The 21,557-nt window shown below is 77.5% G+C and carries 19 protein-coding genes; 17 read left to right on the forward strand and 2 right to left on the reverse strand.

All coding sequences use genetic code 11. The features are described 5' to 3' along the window. The first annotated feature begins 217 nt into the window (after positions 1–217). The 3 genes from ABT014_RS13960 (at position 218) to ABT014_RS13970 (ending at position 2,183) form a co-directional block, all read left to right on the forward strand. The gene (locus tag ABT014_RS13960) at positions 218–634 is read left to right on the forward strand and encodes a (2Fe-2S) ferredoxin domain-containing protein (RefSeq protein WP_350638954.1); all 417 of its coding nucleotides are present in this window, start codon (positions 218–220) and stop codon (positions 632–634) included. Positions 635–758: 124 nt separating this feature from the next. Next, positions 759–1,652: a prohibitin family protein gene (locus ABT014_RS13965; RefSeq protein ID WP_350638955.1), complete on the forward strand. Its 894-nt coding sequence runs from the start codon at positions 759–761 to the stop codon at positions 1,650–1,652. 99 nt (positions 1,653–1,751) lie between these two features. Further along, positions 1,752–2,183, forward strand: a complete 432-nt coding sequence (locus ABT014_RS13970) for a VOC family protein (protein WP_350638956.1) — start codon at positions 1,752–1,754, stop codon at positions 2,181–2,183. A 114-nt stretch (positions 2,184–2,297) separates the two neighbouring features. Here ABT014_RS13970 and ABT014_RS13975 read toward each other — a convergent pair whose 3' ends face one another. After that, positions 2,298–2,789, reverse strand: coding sequence for a hypothetical protein (locus tag ABT014_RS13975; RefSeq protein WP_350638957.1), 492 nt, complete (start codon positions 2,787–2,789; stop codon positions 2,298–2,300). 130 nt (positions 2,790–2,919) lie between these two features. Continuing rightward, positions 2,920–3,963 carry a helix-turn-helix transcriptional regulator gene (locus ABT014_RS13980; RefSeq protein WP_350638958.1) on the reverse strand — a complete coding sequence of 348 codons (1,044 nt, stop codon included), beginning with the start codon at positions 3,961–3,963 and terminating at the stop codon, positions 2,920–2,922. A 390-nt stretch (positions 3,964–4,353) separates the two neighbouring features. On the opposite strand from ABT014_RS13980, the gene ABT014_RS13985 reads away from it, so the two are divergent. The 14 genes from ABT014_RS13985 to ABT014_RS14050 all read left to right on the forward strand — a co-directional run bounded on the left by ABT014_RS13985 (position 4,354) and on the right by ABT014_RS14050 (position 21,539). Beyond that, positions 4,354–5,280 carry a hypothetical protein gene (locus ABT014_RS13985; RefSeq protein WP_350638959.1) on the forward strand — a complete coding sequence of 309 codons (927 nt, stop codon included), beginning with the start codon at positions 4,354–4,356 and terminating at the stop codon, positions 5,278–5,280. Beyond that, positions 5,277–6,722 (forward strand): radical SAM/SPASM domain-containing protein, encoded by a 1,446-nt coding sequence (locus tag ABT014_RS13990; RefSeq protein WP_350638960.1) that lies wholly within the window; start codon positions 5,277–5,279, stop codon positions 6,720–6,722. The genes ABT014_RS13985 and ABT014_RS13990 overlap by 4 nt, the downstream gene beginning before the upstream one ends. After that, positions 6,719–7,582: a S8 family serine peptidase gene (locus ABT014_RS13995; RefSeq protein ID WP_350638961.1), complete on the forward strand. Its 864-nt coding sequence runs from the start codon at positions 6,719–6,721 to the stop codon at positions 7,580–7,582. Before ABT014_RS13990 ends, ABT014_RS13995 begins: the two co-directional genes overlap by 4 nt. Continuing rightward, the gene (locus ABT014_RS14000) at positions 7,579–8,169 is read left to right on the forward strand and encodes a GAF domain-containing protein (RefSeq protein ID WP_350638962.1); all 591 of its coding nucleotides are present in this window, start codon (positions 7,579–7,581) and stop codon (positions 8,167–8,169) included. The genes ABT014_RS13995 and ABT014_RS14000 overlap by 4 nt, the downstream gene beginning before the upstream one ends. 16 nt (positions 8,170–8,185) lie before the next feature. Further along, a complete protein-coding gene (locus ABT014_RS14005; RefSeq protein ID WP_350638963.1) occupies positions 8,186–9,253 on the forward strand; it encodes a radical SAM protein in 1,068 nt (355 codons plus the stop codon). Next, entirely contained in the window at positions 9,250–10,248 is a 999-nt protein-coding gene (locus tag ABT014_RS14010) for a radical SAM protein (RefSeq protein WP_350638964.1), read from the forward strand. Before ABT014_RS14005 ends, ABT014_RS14010 begins: the two co-directional genes overlap by 4 nt. Then, the gene (locus ABT014_RS14015; protein WP_350638965.1) at positions 10,230–10,973 is read left to right on the forward strand and encodes an iron-containing redox enzyme family protein; all 744 of its coding nucleotides are present in this window, start codon (positions 10,230–10,232) and stop codon (positions 10,971–10,973) included. The genes ABT014_RS14010 and ABT014_RS14015 overlap by 19 nt, the downstream gene beginning before the upstream one ends. After that, positions 10,952–11,140, forward strand: a complete 189-nt coding sequence (locus ABT014_RS14020; protein ID WP_350638966.1) for an aroma-sacti cluster domain-containing protein — start codon at positions 10,952–10,954, stop codon at positions 11,138–11,140. The genes ABT014_RS14015 and ABT014_RS14020 overlap by 22 nt, the downstream gene beginning before the upstream one ends. Positions 11,141–11,244: 104 nt before the next feature. Further along, positions 11,245–14,178: an adenylate/guanylate cyclase domain-containing protein gene (locus ABT014_RS14025; protein WP_350638967.1), complete on the forward strand. Its 2,934-nt coding sequence runs from the start codon at positions 11,245–11,247 to the stop codon at positions 14,176–14,178. 184 nt (positions 14,179–14,362) lie between these two features. Continuing rightward, entirely contained in the window at positions 14,363–14,515 is a 153-nt protein-coding gene (locus ABT014_RS14030) for a hypothetical protein (RefSeq protein ID WP_350638968.1), read from the forward strand. 145 nt (positions 14,516–14,660) lie between these two features. Next, positions 14,661–18,137 carry a lantibiotic dehydratase gene (locus ABT014_RS14035; protein ID WP_350638969.1) on the forward strand — a complete coding sequence of 1,159 codons (3,477 nt, stop codon included), beginning with the start codon at positions 14,661–14,663 and terminating at the stop codon, positions 18,135–18,137. Next, a complete protein-coding gene (locus tag ABT014_RS14040; protein WP_350638970.1) occupies positions 18,134–19,210 on the forward strand; it encodes a hypothetical protein in 1,077 nt (358 codons plus the stop codon). Before ABT014_RS14035 ends, ABT014_RS14040 begins: the two co-directional genes overlap by 4 nt. Positions 19,211–19,212: 2 nt before the next feature. Beyond that, positions 19,213–20,190 (forward strand): JmjC domain-containing protein, encoded by a 978-nt coding sequence (locus ABT014_RS14045; RefSeq protein ID WP_350638971.1) that lies wholly within the window; start codon positions 19,213–19,215, stop codon positions 20,188–20,190. Beyond that, complete coding sequence (locus tag ABT014_RS14050) at positions 20,187–21,539, forward strand: MFS transporter (RefSeq protein ID WP_350638972.1); 1,353 nt, start codon at positions 20,187–20,189, stop codon at positions 21,537–21,539. Before ABT014_RS14045 ends, ABT014_RS14050 begins: the two co-directional genes overlap by 4 nt. Positions 21,540–21,557: the final 18 nt, after the last annotated feature.

The raw sequence follows: 21,557 nt of genomic DNA on the forward strand, positions 1-21,557 counted from the left end.
CTCGCGAGTAGGACATCGCATGCCAGCCATCGACCGGGGGCGTCGTCCGCTCTGGTGGCCTCGCGGTCCCGCCGCGCGGGCGACAGGTCCCGACGCCCTTGTGGTCGGTCCCGGGCGGGAGGGCGGGGTGCGGTGTGCCCGCGGGCGTGCGGCAGAATCCTGGGGGCCGCCGTGGCGATCATGGCGGCGGCGCCCCGAGGTTGGTGGAAGGAAGCCGATGCCCCGCTCGTCCCGCAAGGAACCCGCCGCACCGCCCGCACCGGTGACGGTCACGGTCTGCCGGGGGTGCTGCTGCGGTGTCGCCGCCAAGTACCCGGGGGTCGACCACGTCGGGCAGGTGGACCGCCTGCGGGCGGGGGTCGGGGCGGCGGGCAAGGTCCGGGTGGTGGACTGCCTGGACGTCTGCGACCACGCCAACGTGGTGGTGGTCAGCCCCTCGGCGGAGGGCCGGCGGGCCGGCGGTAGGCCGGTCTGGCTGGGCTGGGTGTTCCAGGACGACATGCTGGACGACATCACCGGCTGGGTACGGGCCGGCGGGCCGGGCGTGGCCGAGGCGCCGGGCGTGCTCGACCTCCAGGCCTTCGAGGTGTCGCGCCGGGTGCGGGAGGGGCTCGGGGGAGCGTCGGCCGGCTGAACGGCCGGTCACGGTCCTTGCCGTCCACCCCAGTTGACGGCGAAGATCGGGATTCAGCCGTCGAGGACACGCTGCCTTCCCTACGCTGCAGATGTCCTGACGCCCCAACCCAGGAGATGCGGCGATGTTCTACTTCTCGGTCCTGCTCCTTGTCGCCGGCCTCGCGCTGGTGGTGCTCAAGCGTCGTTCGATAGCCGACTTCCGGTTCGCGACCGCGATCGGCGTCGTGGTGGCCGCCGTCGGCCTGCTGCTCGGACTGAGCTCCTTCACCTACGTGGTGGAGCCGTACGAGGTGGCGGTGCCCAGCTCGCTGGGCTCGGTGGGCAACACCTGGAAGCCCGGCCTGCACCTGAAGTCGCCGCTCACCGACGTCACCACCTTCTCCACCCGGCCCACCGACCTCAACCTCACCGGGGACGACACGGTCGAGGTCAGGTCGTCCGAGGGCGGGGTGCTCTACGTCGACGTCACGGTGAAGTGGTCGATCGACCCGGAGCACGCGCTGGCGCTCTACCGGCTGTCCGGCAGCTCGGAGAGCGTCCAGCAGCGGCTGGTCTACCCGGACACCCGGGAGATCGTCCGCAACGTCTTCGCCAAGCACACCAGCGTCGAGGGGTACGCCAGCCAGCGCGAGGTCATCAACTCCGAGATGGAGCGCGCGATCACCGAGCGGCTCAGCCCGCGCGGGATCGTGGTCAACGGGGTCAACCTGCGCAACGTCAAGCCGAACGACGTGCTGCAGAAGGCGATCGACCAGAAGATCCAGCAGGACCAGGCGACCGAGCAGGCCGCGGCGGCGGTGCTGACCGCCAAGGCCCAGGCCGAGCAGCGGAAGATCGAGGCCGAGAGCACCGCCCAGGCCAACGCGGTGATCGCCAACTCGCTGACCGACAAGATCCTGATGAGCCAGTGCATCGAGGCCTTCAAGGCCGCGGCCGACAAGAACCCGGTCTACGCCAGCCCGTGCGGCTCGGGCGCGGGCGGCACCCCGCTGATCGTGGACGGCACCAAGCGGTAGACCGACCGCACGGCCCGACAGCGGGAACCGGCCCTCCGCCCGACCGCGTGCGGATCTCCCGACCTGGGGGATGAGCAAGTCCCCTGTTATGGTGCGTCGATGTCAACGATCAAGCAGTTCCAGGTGACCTTCGACTGTGCGGAGCCCGCGCGCCTCGCCGCCTTCTGGTGCGAGGTGCTGGGGTACGTCATGCCGGCGGTCCCGGAGGGCTTTGCCACGTGGGAGGAGTACCACCGCTCGCTGCCGCCCGAGGACGAGATCTACTTCGCGTGCACCGATCCCTCGGGTGTGGCCCCGCGCCTGCTCTTCCAGCGAGTTCCCGAAGGCAAGGTCGTCAAGAACCGGGTGCACCTCGATGTGCGGGCCGGCACCGGGCTCGTGGGTGACGAGCGCCTGGCCACCCTCGAGGCCGAATGCGCACGGCTGACGGCGCTCGGCGCACAGCACGTGCTGACGCAGCGCGCCGACGGCGTCAACGAGTCGTGCATCACGATGCAGGACATCGAGGGCAACGAGTTCTGCCTCGACTGATCACTCCGCCGAGAGTGCGCCCCGTTCGTGGAGGCCGGTTCCGGGGTGGCCGCTCGCTCCGAACACCGGCCCGCGGGAGCTGCGCCTGGTGGCCGAGCATCCCCAACGGCCGTGTCACGTCAGGGTGGTGCGGCGGTGGGAGCCGGGGGGCCAGATGACCTCGACCGGTACGGCGGCGTGGCGGGCCGTGGTGACCATGTGGGCGGTGCCGCCGCGGCCGTTGCCGGGGAGGCCGTCCCAGACGGCGACCAGGAGGTCGGCCCGGCGGAGCAGTTCGGTGTTGGCCGCCTCGTAGGCCTCGGCGCCCGGGGTGGGGAAGGGGAGCACCAGCACCTCGGCGGCGGCCGCCCGGAGCCGGTCGAACTCGGGTGCGTAGCCGGCGCCGACCGAGTCGCGGTACGCGGGGGAGGGGATCACCGCGACCAGCCGCCCGCCGGCGGCGAGCACGGCGTCGGCGAACAGCGCGTCGGCGCCGCGGGCGAGGCAGGAGACCCCGGTCAGTTCGGCGGCCGGGTGCCGGGCCAGCAGCCGGCCGAGCGCGTCGCGGACCAGCCGGACGGTCGGTGCGGTGAGGTCCAGGTGGCCGGTCACCGCGATCACCGTCATGACGTCCTCCCGGCTCGGCTCCCCGGATGCTACCGGGCCGGCCCGCGGCGTGCGGGGCACAGTGCGGTATTGCGCCGGGGGCGCTCCGGGGTGCTGCGGGGCGTCCGGGGCGCGGGCCGGGCGGTGCGGGTCACGGCGGCGGCCCGGCGGTGGTCAGTCCGGTGCGTTCGGCCAGGACCCCGGCCTGGAACCGGCTCTCGGCCTGGAGACTCTCCAGGATCTCCGCGATGTGCCGGCGGCAGGTGCGCAGCGAGACGCCCAGCCGGCGGGCGATCACCTCGTCCTTGGCGCCCTCCGCCAGCATCCGCACCACGGCCCGGTGGACCCCGCTGCCGGGCTGTCCCCGCCCGCCCGCCGGGCGGCGGGTGTGGCACGGGGTGGCGGTGGCCCAGAGCAGGTCGAGCGCCTGGCAGAGGTGGGCGACCGCCCCGGGGTCGCGGAGCAGGACGGTGCTCGGGCTGCCGTCCGGCTCGCTGCGGCCGAGGAAGGCGGTGCTGCGGTCGATCACCGTGGCGGGGCCGGGCAGTTCGGGCAGCGCCCGGTAGTCGGCGCCGGCCGCGATCAGCCGGGTGATCCGTGCCCGCGGCGGTCCGGGGGCGGCGGGCACCGCCCGGCACAGGGTGCGGAGCCGGGCGCCGCGGGCCAGCGCGGCCAGTCCGGGGCCGTCCTGGCCGTCCGGGCCGCCGAGTCCGCCGGCGGCCGGCGCGAGTCCGCCGGGGGAGACCGTGAACAGCTCCTCCCGGCAGTGCGCGGCCTCCTCGGCGAAGACCGCCGCGGCGACCACCGGGTCGGTCAGCAGTTCGACCGGATCGCGTCGGGTGCGGCCGTGCCGGGCGGAGCGGTAGCGGGGCATCAGCGCGCCGAACTCCGCCCGGATCTCCCGGACCTGCTCGGCGGCCCGGGCGATCCCCTCCTCCAGCGGCGCGGTCACGCCGGCGGCGGCCAGCTCGGGGCTCATCGGGACGAGCTGGTCGGGCCGGTGCGGCACCGGGCGCAGCAGCCGTAGCCGCAGCAGCAGTTCGCAGGCCCGGTCGTACTGCTCCCGGTCCAGGTCGGGCGCCTCCCGGTCGGGGCGGGTGCGGTCGAGCCGGCCGCGGGCCAGCGCGAGGTCGAAGAGCCGGACGGCGGCGGGATCGAGCCGCGGTACGGGATCGGGAGCCGTGGTGTCCGGCAAGGAAGTACCCCCGGTCATGGTTCGCTGCACGTTGGGGACATGCAGGTTGCTGCCAGATCCGCGCGCTGGACGGTCGACGGACCGCTCGGGAAACTGTCAAATGCTCTGACCCGAAACGAGTCTGACAGTTCGTCACAGCAGTGGATCGTAGGCCTGAGCCGGCTCGTGGGGGGAGCTGGGGGCCTGCGCCGAACATCCCACAGGGCGATGTGCCCGGCCAGGGGGCCGGTCGAGCGACCGCAGTTTTCCGGACATCCCGACCGGCCGGTCGGCCGGGGCCGGGCCGCCGGACCCTCAGGACGACCGGAACCGACCACGCCCGCCGTGCCCCGCCCGCCCGGCCGATCCGCGACCCCGCGGGCGGCCCCCGACCCCGTGAAGGCCGCCCGTATGCCCTCTGCCCAGATCCTGGCACCCGACCCCGCCGAGCGGCTCGCCGTCCGGTCCGTACTCTTCGACCGGCTCCGGCTGACCGCCGGCGACCGGCTGGTGGTGGCGCTCGACCGGGGACGGGCGGGCGAGGCCGCCTGGCTGGCCGCCACCGCGCGGGCGGGCGGGGTCGCGGTGCGGATGGTCGCCGCGGACCCGGGGAGCCAGGTGCGGACGGGCCGGCTGGTGCTGGGCGCGCTGGCCGAGCTGCGGGGCGGTCGGGCGGCGGGCCGGGAGGCGGCGTTCTTCCTCTGCGCCGAGCTGCTGGACCACGCGGTGCTGCGGCTGCCGGCCTCGCTGGCGGCGGTCCAGCTGCCGGTGCCGGACTGGCAGGAGCCCGCCGTCCGGGCCGCGCGGCTGGCCGAGCTGTGCGCCGCCACCGCCGCCGCGCCGGCCGTCCGGGTGGGCACCGGCGGCGGCGCCGAACTGCTGCTGCGGCCGGCGGCCGGGCGCCCGCCCCGGGTCGAGGACGGCCCGGCGGAGCCCGGCCGGGTGCAGCAGCTGCCCGGCGGCCATGTGCACTGGCCGGTCGGCGCGGCCGACGGCGAGTTCCACGCGGACGGGCTGATCCGGATCAACCGGCCCACCCGGCTGGGTGGTTCGCTGGGCGAGCGGCCGGTCTCGGTGGAGCTGGCGGACGGCCGGGTCGACAAGGTGCGGTGCGCCGACCCGGTACTGCTCGGACTGCTGGAGCGGGCCGTCACCGTGCACCGCCTGGACCGGCTGGCGGCGGTGCGCTGCCGCCCGGTCGGCGGCCCGCCGCAGGTGACGCTGCGGCTCGTGGTCGACCCGGAGCACCCGTACTCGACGGCTTCGGCCGGTCTGCGCATCACCCTGGGCGCGTCCGCGTCCTGGGCACCGGAACCCCAGCACCGGGAGGCACCGTGAGCGCACCGACCGTCCGAGCGGCGGCGGGCCTGGTCCCCAGCCGCTACCTGCTGATCGGCGACCGGGCGTACCGCGGCCCGGGCGGCGGCGAGGCCTGGTTCGGCTACGCGACCCGGACCGCCACCCTGATCCCGCTGGACCGGGCGAGCGCCGAGGCGCTGCGCTCGGGCGATCCGGCGGCGCTGGCCGGGCTCGGCCCCGAGGAGTGCGGGCGGCTCGCCGCGCTGCACGCGCTGGTCGACCGCGAGGAGGACGAACTCGCCACCGTCACCGACGGGTTGCGTACGGGTTCGGCCCGCGGCTCGGCCCGGTCGGTGACCATCATGCCGACCGCCTACTGCAACATGGCGTGCAGCTACTGCGGCCAGGAGCACGTCAAGGCCGCGCACGACCGGGAGCGCTCCGAGCGGGTCGCCCGCCGGGTGGAGGCGATGATCGCGGACCCGGCGGTGGACACCGTCTCGGTCACCTGGTTCGGCGGCGAGCCGCTGCTGGCGCTGCGGGTGATCCGCGAGCTGAGCGCCCGGTTCACCGCGGCCGCCGCCGCGCACGGCACCCGCTACACCGCCCGGATGGCCACCAACGGCAGCCTGCTCACCGTCCGGACCCTGGCCGCGCTGCACCGCGACTGCGCGCTGGAGGAGATGGAGCTGACCATCGACGGGCCCGAGGAGGTGCACGACCGGCGCCGGATCACCCGCAACGGCCGGGGCAGCTTCCGCAGGACCGTCGCGGTGCTCGCCGAGACGCTGGCCGGAGGGCTGGCGCCGGGCCTGCGGGTGGGCATCCGGGTCAACATCGACCGGGGCAACGAGGACAGTGTCACCCCGCTGCTGCACGACCTGGCCTGCCTGGGCCTGGCCCACCCCCAGGTGACCCTGCACCTGATCGCGGTGCACTCCTGGGGCAACGACGTCTCCGAGGTGGAACTCGCCGCCCGCGCCTACGCGGCCCGCGAGGCCGAGTGGCTGCGCACGGCGGAGGCGCTCGGGCTGCACTTCGCCCCGCTGCCGGTGGCGACCGTCCGCACCACCTGCACCGCCACCACCCGCTCGGGCGAGATCATCGACCCCGGCGGCCGGATCTACTCCTGCTCCGAGCACCCGCTCGTCCCCGGCGCCGGCAGTGCCGGGGTGGTCGCCGAGGTGGCCGACCTGGTGGGCTCGGCCGCCCGGCCGGCCGGCGCCTTCGACGACTGGTACGAGCAGGTGGGGGCGGGCGCCGCGCAGTGCTCGCGCTGCCCGATCCTGCCGGTCTGCGGCGGTTCCTGCCCCAAGCTCTGGCGCGAGGGCCACCTGCCCTGCCCGAGCGTGAAGTTCAACTGGGCCGAACGCCTCGACCTGGCCGTCCGGCGGCGCGGCTTCACCCCGCTGCCGCCCGGGCCGGCCCATGCGCCGGAACAGCAGAACGGGGAGCAGCAGGACCGGGGGCAGCAGTGGTGAGCGGCGCCGCGCCGGCCGCCCGCCGGACGATCCGCTTCGCACACACCTCGGTCGGCGAGAGCTGCGACCCCGGCCACCTGGCCGCCCCGGCGCCGGTCAGCCGGGCCTGGGCCTGGGGCGGCGCCACCGGGCGCGGGGTGCGGGTCTGCATCGTGGACAGCGGCGTCACCGCCGGCCATCCGCAGATCGGCGACGGCGTACGGCAGTTGGCCGCCGCGCGGGAGCCCGCCGGGTCCGACCCGGCGGCCCCCCGGGCCTGGTCGATCACCGAGGACACCGGCGGCGACGTGGCCGGGCACGGCACCGCCTGCGCCGGGATCGTCCGCTCGCTGGCCCCGGACTGCGAACTCACCAGCGTCCGGGTGCTCGGCGGCAACCTCCAGGGCAACGGCGACGCGCTGCTGACCGCGCTGGAGTGGGCGGTGGCGGAGCGGTTCGCGCTGATCAACGTCAGCCTCTCCACCCGCCGGGAGCACTTCAAGGAGCGCCTGCACGACCTCGCCGACGAGGCCTGGTTCGCGGGCGTGACGCTGATCTCCGCCGCGCACAACAGCCCGGTGGACAGCTACCCGTGGCGATTCCCCTCGGTGATCTCGGTCGGCGCGCACGCGGTTGCCGACCCCGAACGGGTGGAGTCCAACCCCCGTCCGCCGGTGGACTTCTTCGCGCTCGGCGTGGACGTCGCGGCGCCCTGGCTCGGCGGCGCCACCCGCCGGGTCTCCGGCAACAGCTTCGCCGCCCCGCACATCACCGGCCTGTGCGCGCGCATCCTGGAGCGCCACCCTGGCTTCGGCACCCCGCAGTTGCGGCACGTCCTGGCGGCCACCGCCGACAACATCGCCCCGAGGAGACCGGAGTGACCTCCGACCAGCTCGACGAGATCCTGCGCTCCACCGTGCGGCTGGCCCGGCTGTCCTTCGCGGCGGCGGCCGCCTCGGTGTTCGTCCGGGACGAGGAGCACGGCACCCTGGTCTTCGAGGCGTCCTCGGGGGTAGGCGAGGACCGCCTGGTCGGGATCGCCATCCCGGGCGACCACGGCATCGCCGGCTGGGTGGCCAACACCGGCGAGCCGATGGTGGTGCGCGGGGCGGCCGAGGACGCCCGCTTCGACAAGGGCTTCGCCGAGAGCACCGGGCTGGTGCCGGACGTGATCCTGGCCGTCCCGATGGAGCACCGGGGCGAGATCCTCGGCGTCCTGGAGGTGCTCGACCCCGAGGTCGAGGGCATCGGCGACCTGGACGCGATGGACCTGCTCACCGAACTCGCCAACCAGAGCGCCGCGGTCCTCGCGCTCAGCCTGGCCGAGCGGCGCCGCCCGCCGGCCCGGCCCGAGCAGGACCCGCTGACCCGGATCGCGGCCGCCGCCCGGCAGGCCGACGGGGCGCGCGGCGAAGCCGTCCAGGCGCTGCTGGCGGCCGTGGCCGACCTGCTGCGGACCGACCGGTAGCCGGGGGGTGGCGGCGGTGCACCTGGCGGAACTCCTCACCCTCGGCGCCCGGCCGGCCGCCGGGCTGCTGCTCGCGCTCACCGACCGCTGCCCACTGGCCTGCGCGCACTGCTCCACCGACTCCACGATGGACTCCGCCCAGTCCGCCGGCGGCCCGTTCCGGCGGCTGGTCGCCGGCTTCGAGCCCGGGTGCCGGCCCGAGCTGATCCTGATGTCCGGCGGCGAACCGCTGCTGCGCCCGGCCCTGGTCGCCGAGCTGGCCGCCTCGGCCGCCCGCGCCGGGGCCCGCTCGGCGCTGCTCTCCGGGATGTTCTTCGCACGCGGCGGCGGTCTGCCCCCGGCGATCCGCCGGGCCGTCGCGGGCCTGCACCACTTCGCGGCCAGCCTCGACGCCCAGCACGAGCGCGAGGTCGGCCGGGCCGAGGTGTTCGCCGCGCTGGACGCCGTCCTCGACCTGGTCCCGGCCGCCAGCCTGCACGTCACCGCGCTGCCCGGCCCGGCCGGCCGCGACTACCTGGACGGCCTGGTCGCCGAGGTCCGGCGGCGCTACGGCGCCCGGCTGCCGATGCTGGTCAGCGCCGTGCAGCCGACCGGACGGGCCCGGGACCTGCTGCCCGCCCCGGCCCCGGGGGCGGCCCGGGGCGGCGGACCGTGCGAGTTCGCACACTGGCCGCTGGTCGACCAGGACGGCACCGTGTACGCCTGCACCCGGCAGAGCCTGCTGCGCGGCGGCGGACCGGCCCACCTGGTCCTCGGGCACGCCGCCCGGGACCCCTGGCCCGTCCTGCGCGAGCGCGCCCTCGCCGACCCGCTGCTGCGCTCGGTCCGGACCCTCGGCCCGGTCGCCACCCGCGAGCTCCACGGCCCGGCCGGCGGCTGCGCCGCGGACGCCTGCGGGAGCTGCCTGGGGCTGACCGCCGCCAGCGCGGCCGGCGCCGCCGACCGGCTGGCCGACCCCGCCGGGCAGCGGATCGAACGCGCCGTGCTGGCCCTGACTTCGGCCCGCTCGCCGCGCCGCCTCGCGCTGGCCCGGGGAGCCCTCGCCGACTACGCCGACCTGGTCGAACTGGGGTGGGCCGGATGAGACTCGACCAGGTGCTGACGCTGCGCCGCACCCCCGGCGCCAGTGTGCTGCTCTACCTGACCGACCGCTGCCCGGTCGGCTGCGCGCACTGCTCGGTCTCCGCCCGGCCGGACAGCCCCGGGCCGCAGGACCTGGCCCTGCTCGGCGAGCTGCTGGACACCCTGGCCACCCGGCCGGGCCTGCGTGCGGTCGCCGTCTCCGGCGGCGAACCCTTCGCCGAGCGGCGGGCGTTGACCCTGGCCGTGGACCGGCTGCACGACGCCCGGCTCGCCGTGGTGCTGTTCACCGCCGGCCACTGGGCCGGCGCCCGGACCCCGTCCTGGATCGACGCCCTGCTCCGCAAGGCGGCCACCGTCTTCCTCGGCGTCGACGACTACCACCTGGCCCGGCTCGGCCGGGACCGGCTGCGCCGCGCGGTACGTGCCGTGGCCGGGGCCGGCAGCCACCCGGTGCTCCAGGTGATCGACCGGCCCGGGCGCCTGGACCTCGTCCGCGCCCTGCTGGCCGAGGAGTTCGGGGACGGCTGGCCGGACCACGCGGAGCTGTACCCGACCGCCCCGCTCGCCACCGGCCGGGGCGCCGCGCTCTTCGCGCCGCCCGCGCCCCGGCCGGCGACCGCGTTCGGCCCCTGCCTGGCGGCGGCGGCGCCCACCGTGCGCTACGACGGCACCGTCACCGGCTGCTGCAACGAGAGCGTCATCACCGGCGCCGGCCCCGCCGCGCTGCGGCACCGGACCGGTGACGCGGCCGGACTCACCGCGGCCCTGGACGGCTTCGCCCGCAGCCCGCTGCTGCGGGTCCTCGCCACCACCGGCCCCGGTCCGCTCGCCGCGCTGCCCGGCTTCGGCGCGCTGGCCGGGGCGGAGCACGCCGGGATCTGCGAGGCCTGCTGGGCCGCCCACCGGGCGGTGCAGGCCGACCCGCGGGCCGCGGCCGTCCTGGAGCTGGTGGCACCCGGCGGCGAGGAGGTCCGGCGATGTCGCCCGAGCAGCTGAGCCCGCTCCCGGCCGGCCGGCGGCTGCGGCTGCTGCTGGACCGGCTCGCCCCCGCCCTCGGCTCGGTCGCGGCCGGCCTCTGGCACGGCGACGGCTGGTCGGGCCCGCCCGGCGTCCAGCGGTACCGGGCCTGGCTGCGCATCAGCCACCAGGTGGTGCGGGCCACCACCCCGCTGCTCGCCGACGCCGTCACCGAGTGCCTGCGCCGCCCGGACCCGCTGTCGGCCGAGCTCGCCCCGTACCTCGCCGGCCAGCTCACCGAGGAGCACGGCCACGACCGCTGGCTGCTCGACGACTACGCGGCCACCGGCGCCGACCCGGCGGAGCTGCTGGCCGCCCAACCGGCCCCCGCCGTCGCCCGGTTCGCCGGCGCGCCCGCCTACTGGATCCGGCACGCCCACCCGCTGGCCCTGCTCGGGCACATCGCCCTGCTGGAGTGGTACCCGCCGCCGGCCGGGACCGCCGACCGGCTGGCCGCCGGGACCGGCCTGCCCGCCGCCGCGTTCCGCACCCTGGCCGCGCACACCGTCCTGGACGCCGGGCACGGCGGCGCGCTGCTCGCCTTCCTGGACGCCCGCCGGCTCACCCACCCGCAGCACCGGCTGCTGCTCACCGCCGCCGCCACCAGCGCGGGCGGCCTCGCCGACGTCCTCGCCCCGCTGCTCCGGCCGGCCGGCCGGCGCCCGCACCCTACGGAGGAACCATGGCCGACCCGCACCGGCTGACCGAGCTCGGCTTCGACCTGGACTACGCGAGCGACGAGCAGCTGGCCGTCCTCGACGCGCTGACCGACGAGGAGATCCAGCTGCTGCTGGACGTCAAGCGGCGGCTGGACGAGGCCGGCGCCGACGTGGAGGGCCACGGGATCGAGGGAGGTGCGCTGCTGTGGTGAGCCCACCGCCCGGACCGGGCGCGCCGCCGGGCGCCCCGCCGGGCCCGGGGCCCGCGGCCGCGCCGGGGGCCGGCTGCTCCGGGTGCGGCACCGTCAACCCGCCGGTGGCCAGGTTCTGCATGGCCTGCGGCAGCCCGGTGGGCCGGCCGGCCCAGGCCGCGCCGAGCGGCCTGCGCTTCGTCACCGTCGCGTTCTGCGACATCTCCGGCTCCACCCGGCTGGCCACCAGCCTCAGCCCCGAGCGCTGGCACCAGGTGCTGGAGCGGTACTTCGGCACGCTGCGCGGAGCGATCGAGGAATTCGGCGGCCGGGTGGAGAAGTTCATCGGCGACGCCGTGGTCGGCGTCTTCGGCGCCGACCGGCCGGCCGACGACGACGCGCTGCGCGCGGTGCACGCCGCACACCGCGCGCTGCACCGGCTCGCGGCCGAGGACGACGGCACGATCGCGCTGTCGGCCCGGTTCGGGATCGCCTCGGGCCAGGTGGTGCTGGCCGATCGGGACTCCTCCTTCGCGATCGGCGCGGTGATGAACCGGGCCGCCCGGCTGCAGGCCGCCGCGCCCCCGGACGGCACGCTGGCCGACGTCCGCAGCTGGCTGCTGGTCCGCGACCAGGTCCGCTGCACGGCCGTCGCACCCGTTCTCGCCAAGGGCTTCGCCACCGCCTTGCAGGCCTGGGTGGTCGAGCCGGGCGCCCGCCCGGCCGCCGCGCCGCCGGTCTTCGTCAACCAGCGCCCGCTGCTGGCCCGGCTGACCGCGCAGTTGGCGGCCGGCCTCGGCCGGCCGGGCCGCACGGTGCTGGCGGTGGACGGCGAGGTGGGCAGCGGGAAGACCGCGCTGCTCGGACAGCTGGCCGGCTCGGCGCCGGCCGCCCGGGCCGCGGTGGTCCGGCTGGACTGCGCCCGGGACGACGGGGCGCACGGCCGCACCAGGCTGCTGCGGCTGGAGGCCGAGCTGGCGGCCGAACTGGACACCGGGTCGGCGGGCGGCCGGATCGCCCCGTCCACCGCCGAGTTGAGCTGGCGGATCGGCCGGCTGCTGGCCGCACTGAGCGCCCGGCAACCGGTGCTGATCCTGGTGGACAACGTCCAGTGGGCGCCCGAGGAGCTGTTCGGGCTGATCGACGACCTGCCGGCCGGCTGCGGCCCGCTGGTGTTCGTGCTGGCCGGGCGGGAGGTGCCGGAGCGCCCCGGGCACCGGCCGGCTGCCTTCTCGGTGCCGGCGCTGTCGGTGGAGCACAGCCACCGGCTGCTCGCCCGGCTGCGCCCGGTGGCCGGCGAGGACCGGGAGGCGCAGCCGGCAGCCGCCGGCGGGGACCTGGAGCTGCACTACGAGCCGGGCGCCGCCGCACTGGTGGCACGCAGCGGCGGCAACCCGCTCTTCCTGGAGCAGCTGGCGGCGCTGGCCGCCGACGGGATCGAGGACCTGGTCGCGCCCTCGGCCAGCGCCGCGCTCGGCGCCCGGATCGAACGGCTCGGCCGTCCGGCCCGCCGGGTGCTCGGCTGCGTCGGCGCCTGGGGCACCGCCGTGGACACCCGGGAGCTGGCCGACACCGCCGGTCTGGAGCCATCCGAACTGGCTGACGCCCTGGCCGAGTTGGAGCAGCGCGGGCTGGCGGCCGGCCGCCCCGGGGACGGCGGGCGGTTGCGGCTCGACTGCCGCGGCCCGGCCCAGGTGGCGTACGCGCACCTGCCGCTGGGCGAGCGGGCGGAGCTGCACACAGCGGTGGCCGGCCGGCTGCGGCGGCTCGCCGCGCGGACCCCCGGCGTGCTGGAGCAGGCTGCCGTGCACGCCGAGCGGGCCCTCGGCTGCGTCCGCGAACTCGACCCGGGCTCGGCGGCCGAAGCCGCGGCGAGTGCCCTGGCGGCGGGCTGCCTGGTCGCCGCGGCGCGCGGCGCGGTCGGCCGCTCCGACGTGCAGCGCGCGGTGGAACTCGCTTCGCGGGCGGGTGAGTTGGCGCTCGGTGCGGAGGAGGTGGACGAGGCGCTGGTGCTGGAGGCGGCAGCCATCGAGAGCTACGCGCTGGCGGCCTGCGGACGGACCGTCCAGGCGCTGGAGCTGATCGACCGGACGGCCGCGCGCGGTCCGGCCGCGGCCAACCCGGCGGCCGCCTTCCAGCTGCGCGCCAACGAACTGGCGCTGCGCCCGGCCGGGGAGGCGGCGGTCCGGGCCGCCCGGCGGCTCGCCGAGCAGGCCGGGGACGAGGCCTCCCGGGCCCGGCTGCTGCTGCTCGAAGGGCTCGGCGCGATCGCCACCGGCGACTACCGCCAGGGCGAGCGGTTGCTGACCGCCGCGTACGGCGGTGCGCACGCGGCCGGCGCCGGGCTCGGCACCGCGGAGATCCACGCCAACCTCGCGCTCTGCCTGGCCTTCGGGGACAGTCCCGTCCGGGACGCGCTGGAGCAGTGCGCCCAGCTGCGCCGGGACACCGCCGCGGCCCCGGTGCTGCACGCCCTGGTCGGCTGCTCGGCCGCGCTGCTGCACGCCTTCGACGGGGTGCCGGACCTCGCCCACGCCCTGCTGGACCAGGCCGGGGAGGTGTTCGACGGGGTCGGCCACCGGGCCGCGTCGGCCGGGCTGCACCAGTTCCGCAGCGCCGTGCACGAGTGGTCCGGCGATCTGGCGGCGGCCGCGCACTGGCAGCGCGCGGCCGCCGAGTGCTTCGAGGCGGCGGGTGCCGGACCGGCCGCCGCCCGCTGCCGGGCCTCCGGCTGGCTGCTGGACCAGCGGGGCCCCGCCCCGGCCGAGGGTCCGCCACCGCCCGGCGCCGGCTGGGAGGCCAGGCTGCTGCACCACCAGGTGGCGGCGGCCCGGCTGGCGGCCCGCGGCGACCCCGCCGCCCGCGAGCGGCTCGACCTGGCGCTGGCGGTGCTCGACCCCGTCCGCGGCGCGGGCGCGCTGCTGCTGCCGCTGACCGCCGCGCTCCGGATCGCCCGGTCCACGGCCGGTGGCGGCGACCTCGCGGAGCGGGCCGAACGGGCCCTGGCGGCCGCCCGGGACGCCAAGGGGGCGAGCCCCGGGCCGGCCCCGGTCCCGTGACCGGAATGGCACCGACGGGTATTTCACCATTCTCCGAGGGTCGTTTTCGCCTGCCATTTTTCGGGTCGCCGGGAGGTATTTCGAAATGTCGCCGCGACGGTTGACGCCGGTCCGGCCGGTGACAACAATTCGAAAAGGCCGCAGCAGCGTGCCCCAGGTACCGCCTGAACCCATGGGAGGGCTCATGTCCAACGAATTCGAGAAGAACGAGGCCGAGGAGCTGGCCGCCGCCGCCCGCGAGGCCGAGCTCGCCGAGGCCGACGTCGAGGGCCACGCCGCGGACGTCGAGGACGAGGCCGGCTTCACCAACATCAACTTCGGCTGCGCCGCCAACTGATTTCCGGCCGACCGTTGATCCCCCTTGCCGACGGCCGAACGGGTGCCGCCGGCAAGGTGTGGGTCGCCGCCCGCCGAAGAATTGTCCGGACAATTGTCAGCGCTCGGTCCGCCGGATATTCCGCAGCGGAGGTGGGGAGGGCCGGATGACCGATCGGACCGGCCCCGCCGCGCCCCGCTACCGGGCCGCCCCGGTGGCCGTACTGCGCATTCCGGCCCTGCCGGCCGACCGGTACGGCGCCCTCCTCGCGGCCTGCCCGCCCGAGGACCCGCGCTGGCCCGCAACCCACCGCGCGCTGCTCGCCGACCTCCGGGACGACCCGCTGCCGGCCGCCGCCGTCGAGTACGCCGCCCCCGACCTGGCCCGCGCGCTGGCTGACCCCGGCGCACCGGCCGACACCCGGACGGCCCTCGCCCTGGACCGCTGCCTGAACCGGCTGAGCACCCGCCCCACCCCGTTCGGCCTGGCCGCCACCGTCGCCACCGCGGACTTCGGCCCGCACCCCCGGCTGGAACTGGCGGGGCCGCCCCGGCCGGTCGCCCGCCCCGACGCCGCCGCGCTCGCCGACCCGGCCGAGCTCGGGGACCGGCCGGTCGTGGTCTCCGACCTGGTGCACACCCTCGACGGCCACCCCTGGCGGGAGAGCGCCGGCCGCGGCGCCGCCCGCTGGCTGCGCGGCAGCGCGCCGCTCCTCGCCGTGCTCGCGGCCGCCGCCCGGCCCGTCCCGCCGGCCGCCCTGCTGGCCGAGCTCGACCGCCGCCACCCCGGGCAGCCCGCCGCCGCCCGCAGGCTGGTCCGCGACCTGCTCCGGCTCGGCTTCCTGCGCCCCGCCACCGGCCCCGGCCCGGCGCCGGCGCCGCTGCGCGAGCTGTGCGCGGAGCTGAACGCGGCCGCCCCCGCGGACGCCCTCGGACGGCTGCGCACCGCGCTGCGCGCCGAACCCCGCCCGGCCCTGCACCTGGACGCCGTCGCCCGCCCCGCCGCGCCGCTCACCCTCGACCCGGCGGTCGCCCGGTACGCCGAGCAGGCCGCCGGGCTGCTCGCCCTGGTCGGCCGGGGCAGCCGCTACCCCCGCCACCTCGCCCGGGCGGCCACCGCGTTCACCGAGCACCACGGCGCGCACGCCCGGGTGCCGGCCCTCGCCGCCGTCCACACGTTGACCGACCTGCGAGCGCTGGACGGCGACGGGCCGGCCCCGTTCGACGACCGGGACGACCTGCTGGCCGGTCTGGTGGCCGAGGCGCTGGCACGCCGGCAGCCGGTCCGCGAACTCGACGACGACCTGCTCGCCCGCCTCACCCCCGGGCGCCCGATCGATCTGGACCGCCCGGCGCTGCCCGGGGCCGACATCTGCCTGCGGATCGGCCACGGCCCCGACGGGCGGGTACGGGCCGCGCTCGGCGGCCCGGGCGCCGTGCCCGCCGGGGTGGCCTACGGGCGGCTGACCGACCTGCTGGACGGCCCCGCCCGGGCCGCCCTGGCGGCCGCGGTCGACGCCGAGGAGGCGGCCGCCCCGGGCCACCGCTTCGTGGAACTCGGCTACCGGCCCGAGCGGGCCGCCGCCGCCAACGTGACGGCCCGGGAACTGCGGCGCGGCCGGCAGCTCCCGGTCGACCTGGAACCGGCCCCCGGCGCACCCGTCCTGGCCCTGGCCGAGGTGCTGGTCGGCGTCCGGGACGGGCGCTTCGAACTGCGCGAGGCCGCCACCGGTGGGCTGCTGCACCTCACCCAGGGCTCCGGGCTGGACCTGCGGCTGGCCCCACCGGTCTGCCGCTTCCTGCTGGACGCCTCCGCCAACCAGTTCCGCCACCCCGCCCCGTTCGACTGGGGCGTGGCCGGGCGGGGCCCGTTCCGGCCCCGGCTGGAGCGGGCCGGCCTGGTGCTCTCGCCCGCCTGCTGGCAGGTCGGGCGCGCCGACCTCGGCGACTGCTCCGCCGGCCGGGTCCGGGCCTGGGCGGCCGACTGGCTGGCTCCCCGGTACGTCCATCTGGTCAGCGCCGGGCGGCAGTTGCTGCTCGACCTGGACAGCGCTGTGTCACTGGCCCACCTCCGGCACGCCCTCGCCCGGGCGGGCGCGGGCCGGCTGCTGCTCCAGGAGGCCGTCCCGGCCCCCGGCACCGAACCGGTCACCGGACCCGACGGCGGCCGCCACACCCTGGAGGCGGTGGTCCCGGTCACCCTGACGACCCCGCACCCGGCCCGGCCCGCCGCGCCGCAGGGGCACGGATCGGAGGCGGTCGCGGTCGCCCGCGCGGGCCGGCCCGGGGTGACTACGGTGCCGGCCGGTGCCGTGTCGGCCGTGGCCCTGGCGGAACTGGTGTGCCCCGGTGGCGAGGTGGTGCGCATGTCGGCGGTGGACCGGACCGAGGGCCGGTCCGGGGTCGGTGCGGGTCACAGCGTCCCGCCGTCGGCTGCGGTGGGTCCGTCCGGGGCCCGGGCTGCCGACGGGCGGTCCGCGGGCCCGGCCGTTCCCGCGGCGGATCCGGAGCCGGCCCAGCCTGGTAGCACCATGGCGCCGGCCGCTGCCGCGTCGGCCGTGGCGGCGCCGGAACTGTCCTGCCCCGGAGCAGCGTTGGGTGCGTCGAGTGCGGCGGTGCCGTCGATACACGCTCCGGCGACGGATCGGCCCGGGGGCCCGTCCGGGGCCGGTGCGGGTCACGGTGTTGCGCCGCCCGCTGGGCTGGGCCCACCCGAGCCCTCGGCCGCCGGCGCGGCTCCGGGCGGCCCGCCGTCGCCGGCCCCGGCGCGCGGCCGCGTAGCTGCTGGCCTGCCGCCCGGGCGGCCGTCCGGTGAGTGGGTCTCGCTCCACCTCTACCTGCGCGGCCCCTGGCAGGACGCCCTGCTGGCCGAGCTGGTGCCCGAACTCCCGGGTGTCGAGCTGTTCTTCGTCCGGTACGCCGATCCGCTGGAGCACCTGCGGATCCGGGTCCGGCACCGCCCCGGGCGGTTGGAGGAGTTGCTCGACCTGGCCCGGGCGTGCGCCGGCCGGCTGCCGGTGCACGAGGTGGCGGTGCGGGAGTACCGCCCGGAGGCCGACCGCTACGGCGGGCCGGAACTCCTCGGTGCGGCCGAGCGGTTGTTCTGCGCCGACTCCGCGGCGGTGGTGCGGCTGCTCGCCGGCCGGCCGGCACTGCCCCGGGCCGTGCTGGCCGCGCTCACCCTCGACCGGTTGGCCGCCCTGCTGCTGCCCGACCCGGCCGAGCGCCGCGCGGTGGCGGCCGGGTCGGCCGACTCCCGGGCGGGCTCCGCGGAGCACCGGCGGCACGGCCGCGAGCTGTGGCGGCTGCGGACGGACGGCGGCGGCCCGGCGGCGGAGGTCGCCGCGCTCTGGGCCGGGCCCGCCGCCGAGTACGGCCGCCTGCTGGAGCTCCACCGGCCCGGCCCCGAGGGCGCCGACCGGCGCCGGTACGCGCTGGCCTCGGTGCTCCACCTGCACGCCAACCGGCTGGGCCTGGACCGGGCCCGTGAGCGCACCGCCCTCGGCCTGTGGCGGCGGCTGCTGGACCGCGAGGCCGCCACCGCCGGCCCGGCCCCACCGCCGGAGCCGGCCGGACCGACCGGACCCGCCCAGCACCCGCCCGTACAGGACCCGCCAGCGCCCGCGAAGGAGGCCGCACGGTGACAGCACCGGTAGCGAACTGGCTCGGACACCTCTCCGACGAGGAACGCGTCCCGCAGGACGAGGCCGCGGCCGTCGACCGGGCCGGCGCCCTGCTGGCCAGAGCGGCCGGCGAGGAGCCCGAACCGCTGTTCGTCGCGGCCAACCTGATCGCCCTGGTGCAGTTCCGGCTCGGCCGGCTGGACCACGCCCGGGCGCTGTGCCGGGCCGAGACCGCGTACGCCCGCCGCCGCCCGCCCGGCGGACCGTCCGCGCAGCTGGCCGCGCTCGCCCTCCAGCCGCAGGTCAACCTGGTCCGGATCGAGGGGTACGCCGGTGACCTGGACCGGGCACTGGCCGGGCTGGCCGCCCTGGAGCGGATCGCCGACGGGCTGGCGGCGCGCACCGCGGACCTCGACTGGCGGCCCGATGACCTCGCCGGGGACCCGGCGCTGGCCCGCCGGATCCGGGCGCTGGCCCGCAACATCCGGGTCAGCGACACCTGCAAGATCCTCCACCGGCGGGGCCGGCCCGACCTGCTGGGACCGGAGGCCGCCCGGTTCACCGCCCGCTGGCCCGCGCTGGCGTCGCACGGCATCCAGCACGCCGCCGAGACGCCCTGGCTGCTCGGCGACGGACCGGCCGGACACCCGGTCGACGGGCCGGCCGGACGGTCGGGCCCGGCCGCGCTCACCGACCCGGACCCGATGACCCGCCGGCTCGCCGTGGTCCGCACCCTGCACCTGGCCGCGCACGCGGCCGACCACGGCGAGCACCGGCGCGCGGCCGACCTGGCCGGCCCGCTGGTGGAGGCGATCGGCAGCCTGCCGGGCCCGTGGGCCTCGCCGCTGACCGTGCCGCGCTGGTGGGCCGTCCTCGGCGCCGCGCTGCAACACGCCGACCAGGAACGGCAGGGCCGGATCCTGCTGCGCGCGGCCCTCGCGGAGGCCCGCGGTGACGCGCCGCTGGTGCGCGGCGTCCTGCTGCGGCTCGGCGAACCCGCGCCGCCCCGGCCCCCGGCCCCGCCCGGGCTCGACGAGGTCACCCGGCGGCTGCACACCGCGCTGACCCCGCAGCGCAGCCGGGCGGGGGTGTGAGGATGGCGTCCGCCCTGACCCGCCTGGTCGGCCACGCCGATCGGCTCGCCGAGCACTGGGAGGCGGAGCCGTTCGTGGCCCGCTCGCTGGGTTCGTTCTCCGACGTGTTCGACGCCCGCACCGCCGAGCGGCTGATCCACACCACCGGCCTGCCGCTGCCCTCGGTCCGGCTGTTCCTGGCAGGCGAGGAGCTGCCCGCCGCCCGGGTCGGCCGCGGCCGGGAGCGGACGGCCGGCCGGCGCGAGGCGCTGGTGGACGGCCGGGCGGTGGAGCGCGAGGTCGCCGCCGGGGCGACCCTGGTACTGGAGGAGTTGCAGACCTACTGCCCCCAAGTGGCTTCCTTCTGCCGGGAGTTGACCGACGAAACCGGCTTCGCCACGTACTGCGCCGCGTTCCTCACCCCGGCCGGCTCGCGCGGGGTGGCCCCGCACTACGACACCGCGGGCGTGCTGGTGCGCCAGGTGCACGGCTCCAAGCGCTGGCGGGTGTCGCGGCCGGCGGAGCGCTGGCCGGTGCGCGAGTGGTCCCCCGGCCGGGCGGGCCCGGAGCCGGAGGAACTGCTGGACGTGGTGCTGCGGGCCGGGGAGTGCCTGTACATCCCGCGCGGCTTCGTCCACGTCGGCGACGCCACCGAGGAGGCCTCGGTGCACCTGTCGGTGGCGCTGCGCCCGGTCACCTGGGCCGCGGTGCTCCGTCCGCAGGTCGAACGGGCCCTGGCGGCCGAGGAGTTGCGCGAATGCCTGCCGTTCGGCTTCCACCGGCTCGAACCGGCGGAGTTCGAGCGGCTGCTGGCGGCCAGAACGGCCGCGCTCACCGACCGGCTGGCGGCCGAACTCGCCGCCACCGGCGCCAAGGAGACCGCCGCCCGGCTCCGGCCGGAGCAGCCGGGACCGGCCCCCGCGGGCGGCGGATCGCTGCTGCGCGCGCTCACCCATGCGTCGGCCCGGCCGGCGCCGCACCGCCCACGGGAGGCGAGATGACCGACACCGTGCCCGCCGAGGCACCGCCCGAGCCGGCCACCGGACTGCGCGGCAACCGCAACTGGCACCGGCTCTGGCTGGGCCAGGCGGTGTCCGTGGTCGGGGACTTCGTCTTCGACACCACCGTGCTGCTCTGGGTCGGCACGGTGCTCGCCAAGGGCCAGAGCTGGGCGCCCGCGGCGGTCAGCGGCGTGCTGATGGCGGCCGCCCTGCCGACCCTGCTGGTCGGGCCGGTCGCCGGGGTGTTCGTGGACCGCTGGGACCGCAAGCGGCTGATGCTGGCCACCGACGCGCTGCGGGCGGTGGTGATCCTGGCCCTGCTGGCGGTGCCGCTGGCGGGCGACCGGCTGCCGCCCTGGCTCGCCCTGACGCTGGTCTACCTGGCGGTCGCGGTGTGCGCGGGCGCCGGGCAGTTCTTCAACCCGGCCCGGCTGGCGGTGATCGGCGCGGCCGTCCCGAAGGCCGACCGCACCCGGGCGTTCAGCCTGACCTCCGCCACCGGGAGCGCGGCCGGCATCGTCGGGCCGCCGCTGGCGGCTCCGCTGCTGTTCACGGCCGGGGTGCAGTGGGCCCTGGTGGTCAACGCGCTGTCGTTCGCGCTCTCCTTCCTGCTGATCAGGTCGCTGGTGCTGGCACCGGTGGAGCGGCCGGCCGGGCGGGGGCCGTCCACCTTCCGGGCCGACTTCCGCGAGGGCATCAGCTTCTTCGTGCACAACCGCGTCCTGATGGCGCTGCTCGGCTCGGTCTGCGTCTACACCCTGGGCGTCGGCGCGCTCAACGTGCTGGACGTCTTCTTCGTCACCGACAACCTGCACTCCGCCGCCTCCTGGCTGGGCACGCTGGGCGCCGGCTTCGCGGTCGGCACGCTGCTCGGCGGCCTGCTGGCGGGCGTGGTCTCCGGGCGGCTGAGCGACCACCGGATCTACTGGCTCTGCCTGGTGCTCACCGGCGCCGGGGTACTGGTGTACTCGCGGCTCACCGCGCTGCCGCTCGCCGTGGTGGTGCTGGCGCTGATCGGCCTGCCGGTCGGCGCGGTGAACGTGGTGATCGGCCCGCTGCTGCTCGGGGTCACCCCGCAGCACCTGCTCGGGCGGGTGGTCACGGTGATCGGGCCGGTGCAGCAGCTCGCCGCCATCTCGACCATGGCGCTGGCCGGGTTCCTGGCCAGCACCGCGCTGCGCGGCCTGGACACCAGCGTGGCCGGGGTGCACTTCGGACGGATCGACACCCTGCTCGCGGCGGGCGGCCTGTGCATGGTCGCGGGCGGTGTCTGGGCGGCCCGCCGGCTGCGGCCGGCCGACCCGCTCGAGCCGGCCGAGGAGGCGGCCGCACCTGCACCGGCGGGGTGATCGCGAGAGCCCGGCGGG

Origin of the sequence: Kitasatospora sp. NPDC094015, from assembly GCF_040304075.1 — a bacterium.
Taxonomy (GTDB): domain Bacteria; phylum Actinomycetota; class Actinomycetes; order Streptomycetales; family Streptomycetaceae; genus Kitasatospora.

Coding starts and splice junctions, on each gene's coding strand:
- ABT014_RS13960 (WP_350638954.1), top strand. CDS start 218: ATGCCCCGCTCGTCCCGCAAGGAACCCGCCGCACCGCCCGCACCGGTG.
- ABT014_RS13965 (WP_350638955.1), top strand. CDS start 759: ATGTTCTACTTCTCGGTCCTGCTCCTTGTCGCCGGCCTCGCGCTGGTG.
- ABT014_RS13970 (WP_350638956.1), top strand. CDS start 1,752: ATGTCAACGATCAAGCAGTTCCAGGTGACCTTCGACTGTGCGGAGCCC.
- ABT014_RS13975 (WP_350638957.1), bottom strand. CDS start 2,789: ATGACGGTGATCGCGGTGACCGGCCACCTGGACCTCACCGCACCGACC.
- ABT014_RS13985 (WP_350638959.1), top strand. CDS start 4,354: ATGCCCTCTGCCCAGATCCTGGCACCCGACCCCGCCGAGCGGCTCGCC.
- ABT014_RS14010 (WP_350638964.1), top strand. CDS start 9,250: ATGAGACTCGACCAGGTGCTGACGCTGCGCCGCACCCCCGGCGCCAGT.
- ABT014_RS14015 (WP_350638965.1), top strand. CDS start 10,230: ATGTCGCCCGAGCAGCTGAGCCCGCTCCCGGCCGGCCGGCGGCTGCGG.
- ABT014_RS14020 (WP_350638966.1), top strand. CDS start 10,952: ATGGCCGACCCGCACCGGCTGACCGAGCTCGGCTTCGACCTGGACTAC.
- ABT014_RS14030 (WP_350638968.1), top strand. CDS start 14,363: ATGTCCAACGAATTCGAGAAGAACGAGGCCGAGGAGCTGGCCGCCGCC.
- ABT014_RS14035 (WP_350638969.1), top strand. CDS start 14,661: ATGACCGATCGGACCGGCCCCGCCGCGCCCCGCTACCGGGCCGCCCCG.
- ABT014_RS14045 (WP_350638971.1), top strand. CDS start 19,213: ATGGCGTCCGCCCTGACCCGCCTGGTCGGCCACGCCGATCGGCTCGCC.
- ABT014_RS14050 (WP_350638972.1), top strand. CDS start 20,187: ATGACCGACACCGTGCCCGCCGAGGCACCGCCCGAGCCGGCCACCGGA.